This is a genomic window from Nitriliruptor sp. (assembly GCF_040882075.1).
Taxonomy (GTDB): Bacteria; Actinomycetota; Nitriliruptoria; order Nitriliruptorales; family Nitriliruptoraceae; genus Nitriliruptor.
Window position 1 is genome coordinate 9,183 of the sequence record NZ_JBBEBZ010000114.1, and the last position, 10,059, is coordinate 19,241.

A 10,059-nucleotide genomic window follows, 5' to 3' on the forward strand; every position below is an offset into this window, starting at 1 on the left:
GCCGGGCTCGTGGCGCTGGCCCCGTCGGGTGCGAACGCGACACCGGTCGCCGAACGCGAACGGCAACGTCTGTGCCGCACAGTTCGTGCAGTGGGACGAGGCCATCGCCGGCCTGGCGTTCCTCGAGGACAAGTACCCCCGGTACGTGCAGCTGATCAACCTGCGCACCCAGTTCGGCGATCACGATCACTTCGCGACCGAGTCGCTGCGGTCGGCCGGGATCCCCCGGGAGGACCTCAGCCGTGAGCACCGCGACCTGTACGTGGTGAAGGTGACGGACGCCGACTCACCGACGCCGGAGGCGGATCGCAAGCACTTCGCCTACTCGCTGTCGATCCACGGCATCGAGCGTGCTGGCCTCGAGGGGGGGCTGCGTGCTGCCGAGGACCTGGCGACCTGGGCCGCCTGCGAGAACGGCGACGCCCCCACACAGATCGACTGCACCAGCGAGGGCTCCTCGCCCGACGCACCGCGCCGTCTGCTCGACCCGTTCGACGACGAGGGGCGCTCGCCGACCGCTGGCGAGGCGTTGGCCGACGGCGTCCTGCTGTTCACGCTGTCGAACCCGGACGGATGGGTGCGCGGCGACTACTCCGAGGGCGGCGTGTTCTACCAACGCTTCAACGGCAACGGCATGGACCTCAACCGTGACTGGCCCACCCAGGGCTACTCGGATCCCGCCTACACCTCGTTCAGCGAGCCCGAGACCCGTGGGTTCGGCAAGTGGCTCAAGTGGGTCGCCGACAACCGCACCGGGGGCCAGCAGTTCGCAGGCGGCATCGACCTGCACGGGATGGTCACCGCCAACTCGCTGTCCTACACCCTGCTCGGCGCAGCCCAGAAGGACTTCCGCAAGAACGCGATCACCGTCGACACGGCAGAGCTGATGTTCCGCGACGCCGAGGAGCGGCTGACGTGGTCGCCGCACGTGGCCCGCGCCGAGGACTGCCCGGGCCCGGTCCCCGAGCCCTTCTTCGGACAGGGCCGCACCACCGCGCCGATGTGCACCGTCCAGTGGGGCACGGTGTGGGACACGATCGAGTACCAGATCACCGGCGGTATGGGTGACTGGATGGACAACCCCGAGCTCGGGCTCGGTGGCGTCGGCATCAACAACGAGATGGCACTGAGCCACCTGGCCCCCAACAACGTGTTCCTCCCGGACGTCGTCCAGCTCCAGGTCGAGGGCAACAAGTCGCTGATCTACTCGCAGGTCACCTCGCTGCTCCACGAGGACGAGATCGACTACGAGCCCGGAGGCCGCATCGCGTTCCTCGACGATCCCGACCGGGTCCAGAGTGACGGCGAGGAGTTCGTCACCCCGCCGGGCCTCGACGACCTGCCGACCCAGGGCGACATCGAGGGTCGCGAGCTGACCGGTGCCGAGGGCTTCGAGTTCGTGGTGCGTGGCCCGCAACACGGCATCTTCAACGGCGGCATGACCATCGAGGCCACCGCCGCCAACGTCCGTGGCGTCGGAGCCGGCATCGTCACCGGCGACATGATCCTCGACTACTGCGGTGCGCCTGAAGGCGAGGAGCAGGCCCTCACCCACCAGCACTCGCACGAGCTGGGGATGCGCACGGCGGCAGACGAGCACGACGACGAGCCCGCCCCGGCCGAGGGCTGCGAGGAGGTCGCCCGCGCCTTCGACGGTGGGCCCCTGTACGCACAGTCGGGTGCGCAGATCGAGTTCAACCGGCCCCAGGCCGGCGTTTACCGCGTCCGTCCCAACCCGCAGCGGGTGGGGCCGATCGGCTACACGGTGCGGTTCACCCGAGACGACGCCATCCCCGGCTGGGACGACCAGGCCGCATACGACGTGTCCCGGATCGACTTCTTCCGCGACCTGAACGACTTCATGGCCGCCTCGGGCAGCGAGTTGGTCGGCCTGTCGGTCGACCAGATCGCCGCCGATCCGGACCTGTTGCGAACCTTCGACACCTTCGTGGTCGCGGACCGCTTCGTGACTGGCGGCAGCCCGCACGGGGGTGAGTACGCCGACGCCGTCGAGTCCTTCGTGCGGACCGGCGGCAACCTGGTCCTCACCGACGGTGCCGTCGCCGGCCTTGCGGCGCTCGACATCGGCATCCCGGCCGATGCCATCCGCCGCGGTGTCTACTACGCCGGCTACATCGACTTCAACGACGGAACCGGCCCGACGTTCGGTGAGCACGAACTGACGCAGGAGATCGCTCGGGACGGCACCGCGAGCGGCCGCCAGACCCTGGACGGCACCCGGTACTACGACCGACGTCAGACCTTCGAGCCGGTGCCGACCGGACACCTCGTCGGTGGCCCCTCGACCTGCTCCAGCGGCTGCGACGCCCCGATCAACGTCGTGGACCCGGGCGCGTGGGATGCCGCAGGCGGGACCAACCTCGGTCGCTCCTACGTGCGTCCGGGACCGCAGGGCGGCGCCGGGTTCGCCGGTGTGTCGCTCGGTGAGCTGCCGGTCGAGGCGGGAACGATCCGCATCATCGGTGCCCTGCTGCCCGAACCCACCACCGAGAACTTCCACCCCTACGGGCTGTCGTCGCACGCGCTGACCTACACCGGCTACCAGCTGTTCGAGAACGCGACGGCGTGGGAGAACGCGGGCCGCATCGAGCGGGACGACGTCGACGGAGGTGACGACGGGGGTGACGGCGGCGACGACGGTGCGCTCAGCTGCGTGTCCTGCGAGCTCGAGGTCCGCGCCGGCGACGCGGGGACGGCCGAACTCGACCTGACCGCTGGTGACGCCGGCTCCTACGAGCTCGAGGTCACCGACGTGCCCGCCCGGTGGAACGCGGAGGTCACGCCGCAGCAAGCCGACCTCGACGTCGGTGAGCAGGCGCCCGTCACGGTCCGGGTCCAGACGCCGAACAACGCACGCGACACCCACACCCTGACCGTCGTCGCCCGGCAGGGCGGCGAGGTCATCGCCACCGCGGACGTCGTCGTCGAGGTGATCCGCGGACGACCCGCAGGTGCCGGGAACGGCCAGGGCGTCGAGGACCGGTCGATGACCACGGCAGGCGCGATGGGATCGCCCCCAACCCCGGCCCTCTGGGCCCTGCTGGGCGCGCTGGCGCTCGCGGTCGCGTCAGCCGCCCGTCTGCGGTCCCACCGACGCACCGCGGCGACGGGCTGACGCTCGTCGCGGAGTTTCAGCAGGGCCCACCCGACAGGTACTGACGCGGGTTGACCGCCGACCCGTTCACCCGGGTCTCGAAGTGCAGGTGCGGACCGGTCGAGTTCCCGGTGTTGCCGACGTACCCGATGGTCGACCCCTGCGACACCGACTGTCCCGACCGGACCGCCATGCGGCTCTGGTGGGCGTAGGCGGTGACCACGCTGCCGTGGTCGATCAGCACCAGGTTGCCGTACCCGCCCTGCCAGCCGGCGAAGATGACCGTCCCGGCCTTCGACGCTCCGATGGGCGTCCCGGTGCGCGCACCCTGGTCGATGCCGCGATGCATGCGGCCCCAGCGTGGGCCGTACTCGGAGGTCACCGGGGCGCAGAGCGGCCACGCGAACCCGGACGATGAGGACGAGCCGCCACCTCCACCGCTGCTGCCGCTGCTGCTCGGAGGGGGCGCAGGGGCGCGTGTCGGTGACGGCGCAGGGGCGGGGGCAGGTGCTGCGGCCGCGGCGCGACGTTCGCGCGCGGCGACAGCAGCAGCGGCCTTCGCCGCTGCCTCGGCGGCTGCCGCCTCACGACGAGCGGCTTCGCGCGCCGCTCGTCGGGCCTCCTCCTGCTGCTGACGGATGAGCTGCTCGATGCGGTCCGACTCCGCCTCGAGGTCGCCCTGCTCCGTGGCCAACTCGTCGACGCGAGCGCGAGCGTCGGCCGCGGCCAGCGCGCGGTGATCGCGGAGCTCGGCCACCTCGGCCATCAGCTCCTCCTGCTCGACGAGCATCCGGTCGAGCTGATCCTCCTCGACCTGCAGACGCGAGCGCTCGGTGTCCACGATCGTCTCCGCGGCCCCGAGCGCCTCGAAGCTCGATGCGTCCGCGATCGTCAGCGCACGCAGGTAGGTCGACCGCGCCAGGGCCTCCTCGGCCCCGTCGGAGGAGAGCAGGACGTTGAAGTCACGGACCGCCCCCTGCTTGAACATCGTCGCCGCGCGTGCCTCGAGTCGATCGCGGACCTGCGACGCCTCGTCTTCGACCGCGGTCAGACGCGCTTCCGCGTCGGCGACGGTGCTGCGCTGGCGGTCCAGGGCCGCAGCCACCTCGTTGACGACGGCCTCGACCTCGGCGAGCTTCGCGTCGGCGTCAGCGAGCTCGGTCTCCGCGTCCCCGGCGACGTCCTCCGCCCGATCGAGCTCACGACCGACCTCGGCTATCCGCTCCCGAGCCTGCTCCAGCTGCCGCTCCGCGGTCGACTGCGCCGTTGCGGTGACGGCCGGCAGCACGACCGCAGCCGCGAGCACGGCTGCGAGCGTCCGCAGACGTCGAGAGCGGAACACCACGCACGTCCCCCGGTCGGCTCGTTCGGGTCTGCCGGGTCGACCCGGCAGCCACCGCCGGTCCCCGTCAAGGTCGCAGTCGTACCAGGTGGAGCGACCGCAGGGCACCCCGAGCGGCCTCCGGGCGCGGACGCCGAACGATCAGCTGGCTCGTGACGCCGACCGAACCTGACGGCGTTCGGCGTCAGTGCTTCTGGGCGTCGAACCAGGTCACACCGAAGGCGGTGTCGACCTCGAGGGGGACGGACAGCTCGCACACCGACGACAGGGTCTCGCCCACGAGGGTCTCCGCCGCCTCGCGCTCCTCCTCCGGCACCTCGAGCACGACCTCGTCGTGCACTTGCAGCAGCAGTTGGGTGCGCAGCCCCGAGGTGTCGAGTGCACGAGCCAGGTCGATCATCGCGAGCTTGATCACGTCCGCGGCGGTGCCCTGGATCGGGGCGTTGAGCGCCATGCGTTCGGCCATCTGCCGCCGGTTGCGGTTGTCCGAACGGAGGTCCGGCAGGTAGCGCCGCCGCCCGAACATCGTCGTGGTGAAGCCGTCGTTGGTTGCCGCCACGACCGCCGCGTCGAGGAAGCTGCGGACCTTCGGGAACCGCTCGAAGTACGCGGTGACGATCTCGGCAGCTTCGTCCGGCGGGATGCCGAGCTGCTGGCCGAGACCGAACGGGGTGAGGCCGTACGCCAGCCCGTAGTTCACCGCCTTGGCGCGGTCACGGAGCGGCCCATCGACCGCGTCGAGCGGCAGGTCGAAGACCTTGGCGGCCGTGGTCGCGTGCACGTCCTCCTCCGACGCGAAGGCCTCCAGCAACCCCTCGTCCTGCGAGAGGTGCGCCATGATCCGCAGCTCGATCTGCGAGTAGTCGGCCACCAGGAGCTGGTCGAACCCCTGCCCCGGGACGAAGGCGCGCCGGATCTCGCGGCCCTCCTCACGACGGACCGGGATGTTCTGCAGGTTGGGGTTCGAGGACGACAGCCGCCCCGTCGCGGCGATGGTCTGAGACAGGGTGGTGTGGATGCGTCCGGTCGTGGCGTCCACGAGCGGCGGGAGCGCGTCGACGTAGGTGGTCAGCAGCTTGCTCAGCTCGCGCCACTCCATGATGGCTTCGATGATCGGGTGGAGGCCGAGCAGGTTCTGGAGGGCGTTGGCGTCGGTCGTGTAGCCGGTCTTGATCCGACGCGTCTTCGGCAGCTCGAGCTCGTCGAACAGCACCGTCTGGAGTTGCTGGCCGGACCCGACGTTGAACGGGTGACCGGCGTGATCGTGGACCTCCCGTTCGCGTTCGACGACCCGCGCGGCCAGCCGAGACCGGATGTCGTCGAGCACGTGCAGGTCGAGCGCCACACCGGTGCGCTCCATCCGAGCGAGGACCGGCGCCAGAGGCAGCTCGATGCGGTCGTGGAGGTCACGCTGGCCGCGCTCGTCGATCTCGTCGCCGAGGAAGGTCGCCAGCTCGAGGGTCGCTTCGGCGCGGATCGCCCGCTCCTCCCACCCCTCGTCGGGCGCGACGTCCAACGAGAGCTGATCGCTCGCATCCACGTCACCTTCGGGGGTGATGGTCCGCTGCAGGTGCTGGAGGGCGAGCCGCTCGAGGTCGAAGCTGCGCTGTTCAGGGTTGAGCAGGTAGGCGGCCAGCTCGGTGTCGACGGTGACGTTCGACACGACCCAGCCGCGCCCGTGACAGGTGTGGTCGAGCAGCTTGGCGTCGTGGGTGACCTTGTCCCGGGTCGGATCGCCCAGCAGCGCGGCGAGGGCGTCGAGATCGGCGGCGTCCAAGGCGTCGACACGGGCGGAGGCGGGATCACGGTCCGGCGCTGCCACGGCCACCGCTTCGAGCGCCGTGTGTGGCGGGCGTGCCGTGACCGTCGGCACGATGGCCACGGGCGACCCGACCCCGTCGAGCCAGGTGGCGAGCTCGCCCGGCTCGAGGCGTGACGGGGTCCGCTCGAACGCAGCGGCTTCCGCCTCCTCCTGCTCGCCGAGGACCTCGCCGACGAACCGGTCGTAGAGGGCGCGGAACTCGAGGCTGCCGAACAGCTCGCGGACCGCGGCGGCGTCGATGCCGGTCATCCGCAGGTCACGCGGGTCGGCTTCCACCTCGACATCGCGCCGGAGCCGCATGATCCGTTGGTTCGCACGGACCTGTTCCTCGTGCTCGGCGAGCATGGCCGGCACCTTCTTGCCCGACACCTCGTCGATGTGGCGGTAGATCCCGTCGATGTCGCCGAACTGGACCACCAGCTTCGCGGCGGTCTTGTCCCCGACCCCAGGCACGCCCGGCAGGTTGTCGGAGTTGTCGCCGCGGAGGGCGGCCAGGTCGACGTAGGACCCCGGCCCGACCCCGTAGCGCTGCTCGACCGCGTCGGGGTCCATCTCGGCGACCTCCGAGATCCCTCGCAGCGTGTAGAGCACGGTCAGATGCTCGTCCACCAGCTGCATCGCGTCCCGGTCCCCGGTCACGATGAATGCGTGGAAGCCCGCATCGACCGCACGCTCGGCGATGGTGGCCAGCACGTCGTCGGCCTCGACCCCCGCGACCTCGACGATCGGGATGCGGAGCGCTTCGAGCACCTGCTTGATGAGATCGACCTGGGGCCGGAACTCGTCGGGTGGCGAGGACCGGTTGGCCTTGTACGCCGGGAACGCTGCGGTCCGGGCGATGTCGCGTCCCTTGTCGAACGCGACGACGATGGCGTCCGGACGGCGGTCTCCGAGCAGCTTGATCAGCATCGAGGTGAAGCCGTAGACGGCGTTGGTGAGCTGCCCCGTGCGCGTCCGCAGCGTGTCCGGCAGCGCGTAGAAGGCGCGGTAGGCCAGCGAGTGCCCGTCGAGCAGCAGGATGGTCGGACGAGCGGACGTGGCGTCGCCTCGGTCTCGAGGCGCGATCTGCTCGGGCACGGGAAGCACCTCGACGTCGGTGGCGTTGACCCGCGAGCCTAGTGACGACCCGTCTGTCGCCCTCCCGAGCCTGCGCTGACCAGCACGACCGCCGTCACCGACCGGCGCCGGTGAGCCGTCGGGCGGACAGCGCCACGAGCCCGGCGAGCAACAGCACCAGGGATGCGACGCCGGCACCCCCCGGGGCCGAGCTGGACTCCGCACCAGCCGCCACCGTCCGCAGCGAGTGCACGTGAGCGTGGCCGTCGCCAGCTGCGTCCTGGTCGGGATCAGGTGATCCCCCAGCCGGGTCCGGCGCACCGATGGCGTCGCCACCGTCGGCGAGCGCGTCGAGCACCGGGCCGACGTCGACCTGCACGGCGAGGCCGCGACCGTCGAAGGTCACCTCGACCAGACGCAGGTCTCCCGCAGCGTCCTCGGCGCAGTAGACGAAGGCGTCCCCGTCCCGGTCGACCGGCTGCCCGATGGCGCGGAGGAAGCCCTCCACGTTCAGTCCGAGCGCGGCGTGGAGGTCCTCCTGCTGTGGCACGGAGCCGTCGACCACGCAGTCGTTGCCGCCGTAGGCCGCTCGCTCCCACATCGCGAGGTACTGCTCGGACGCGTTCAGCATGTCGCGGACGATCGCGTCACCACCACCCCGGTCCGGGTGGCGTTCCTCGGCGGCGAGCTGTACCTCGTGGAACCAGTCCGCGAACAGCCCGTAGTGCGCCACCCCGTCGGTGTTGATGTCGTACGTCCGAACGCCGCTGACCTGCTGGCTGAGGTGAACGCCGCCGATGGGCGCCTCCCACCCCTCCGCGTAGTCGACGCGTTCCGCGACCTCGCCGCTGCGCGGGCGAGGCTGACCACCGAGACCGTTGGTGTCGGCGCCGTACCCGAGCCCGAAGTCGTAGCCCTCCGGTGCCCATCGGGCCGCGTAGTCCCGCAGCGTCGCCCAGCGGTCACTGAACCCGGTCGCGTGGTCGGTGCGCGGGGCGACCACGCCGTCGAGTTCGTAGATCCGCTGGTAGATGACCTCGTTCGCCCAGCTGTGGCTCGACATCAGCCCCGGGTGGATGCGACCGCCCGGCTCGGCATCACCCGAGCCCCCGTTGCCCTTGCCCTTGCCGTTGTCACGTCCCTTGCCCTTGCCGGGGCGATCCTCGGCAGGGGGGACGGGTGCGTCGGTGATGAGCTCGGCCTCGATCAGGTCGAGCGCCTGGCGCTGTGCCAGGGCGCTCATGTGGTCGGGGTCGAAGATGACGCCGTTGGCCACCAGCTGGCGGATCAGGTGGGCGCCGAGGTCTGTCAGCCCCCGCGAGTTGCAGTGCGGTCCCGGGCCGTACAGGGGTAGCGCGAACCCGCGCGTCGCGCCGCTGAACTCGAGCACGCGGGCGGCGAGCTGGTCGATCTCCTCGGGGAACTCGTCGGGCGTCTCGTCCACGACGTTCATCTGGGTCTTGTCGTGCTCGTTGCCGTGGTCGTGCGAGTGGTCCTCCGGGCAGGTCCGCATGTCCCAGAAGTGGCCGGTCACGTACCGGTTCCCCGTGTTGACCACGAGACCGGTCGTCCCGCCGTCACCGGTGACGCCGGTGAGCGCGTTGTCGAACTTGTTGACGATCTCCATCTGCCGGACGCCGAGGTCGATGACCTCCTGGAGGCGCTCGTCGATGCCCGCCTCGGTGCACTGCGGCTGGTCGAGCACCTCGCCGCAGTCGAACAGCACCGACACCTCGACCCCCATCACGACCGCGAGCCGGCCGGCGTGGATGGCCTCGCGGGCCTGGGCGGGCGAGGTGACGACCCGCAGCCACCCCTCACCCGGGCCGCCGGACTGCGCGTCGATGTAGTCCTGCAGCTCGTAGAGGCGCTGCGCCTGGAGCCTGACCCCGTCCATCTCGTTGCAGGAGTTGCGCTTCAGCGGGTAGAGCTGGCAGAGGGCGGTGTTGTCCACCAGGAGGTTGGTCGTGAGCCGCAGACCACCGAGGTAGGCGCGCTCCAGCCACCGGTAGTAGAACTGCTCGTGGGTCAAGGTGTCGTGCTTCGGCCAGTACCCGAAGGTCGGCCACCCCACCGGGTCGTAGCTGTCGATCGGGTCGGTCGGGGCTTGCCCCGCCAGGCCGACCTCGAGCACGCTGTTGAACAGGTTGCCGTCCTGCTGGCAGTCGGGGAGCGCGTGCTCGACCCCGTACGGGTGCCAGGGCTGGCCGCACCGCAGCTCGCCGCCGAGGAACTCGTAGGCCATCCCGTGCACGTGGGCCTCGAAGAAGCCCTCGACGCGGCTGCCCGGAGCGGCACCGGTCGGCTCCGGCCGGCCGTCGGCGCCGGTGTCGATCTCGGGCCAGGTGGCGCAGGGTCGACCGTCCGGACCGTCGGGGAGGTGGTGGAAGCTGAGCGGCGCCGCGTCGCCGCTGGGGACCAGCGCGAGCGATCCATCGACGATCCCGAGCGACCGGTCACGCTCCGGCAGGGTGAGCACGTACTCCGCCGTGTCGCCACCCGCGACGTCAGCGCGACGCTCCGGGTCGCCGCCGACGGGGGTGAGCTCCCAGTCGGCGTCCTCGCTCGGCTCCGCGGCGACCGCGACCCGCGTCAACGCGTCGGCCGGCAGCGCCGCGAGCGCGGCGGGCGGCGCTGGGAGCGTCCCGATCAGCGGCAGGTCGGCAGCAGCCGAGACGGCGGAGACGTAGCCCCGGACGTCCCACCACGCGTCCGGGTGGCTGG

At 71.0% G+C, this 10,059-nt stretch carries 4 protein-coding genes; 1 reads left to right on the top strand and 3 read right to left on the bottom strand.

The genetic code is table 11. The annotated features are described in order from the left end of the window. The first annotated feature begins 28 nt into the window (after positions 1-28). Positions 29-3,136, top strand: a complete 3,108-nt coding sequence (locus tag WEB03_RS06625) for a M14 family zinc carboxypeptidase (protein ID WP_368070162.1) — start codon at positions 29-31, stop codon at positions 3,134-3,136. A gap of 16 nt (positions 3,137-3,152) precedes the next feature. Here the strand turns inward: WEB03_RS06625 and WEB03_RS06630 are convergent, their stop codons facing one another. From WEB03_RS06630 to WEB03_RS06640, 3 genes are all read right to left on the bottom strand, one after another. Next, entirely contained in the window at positions 3,153-4,460 is a 1,308-nt protein-coding gene (locus WEB03_RS06630) for a murein hydrolase activator EnvC (RefSeq protein WP_368070163.1), read from the bottom strand. Positions 4,461-4,641: 181 nt separating this feature from the next. Beyond that, the gene (gene polA, locus WEB03_RS06635) at positions 4,642-7,356 is read right to left on the bottom strand and encodes a DNA polymerase I (RefSeq protein WP_368070164.1); all 2,715 of its coding nucleotides are present in this window, start codon (positions 7,354-7,356) and stop codon (positions 4,642-4,644) included. Positions 7,357-7,450: 94 nt separating this feature from the next. Next, positions 7,451-10,059: hypothetical protein (locus tag WEB03_RS06640; protein ID WP_368070165.1), on the bottom strand; the 2,609-nt coding region annotated here is incomplete at its 5' end.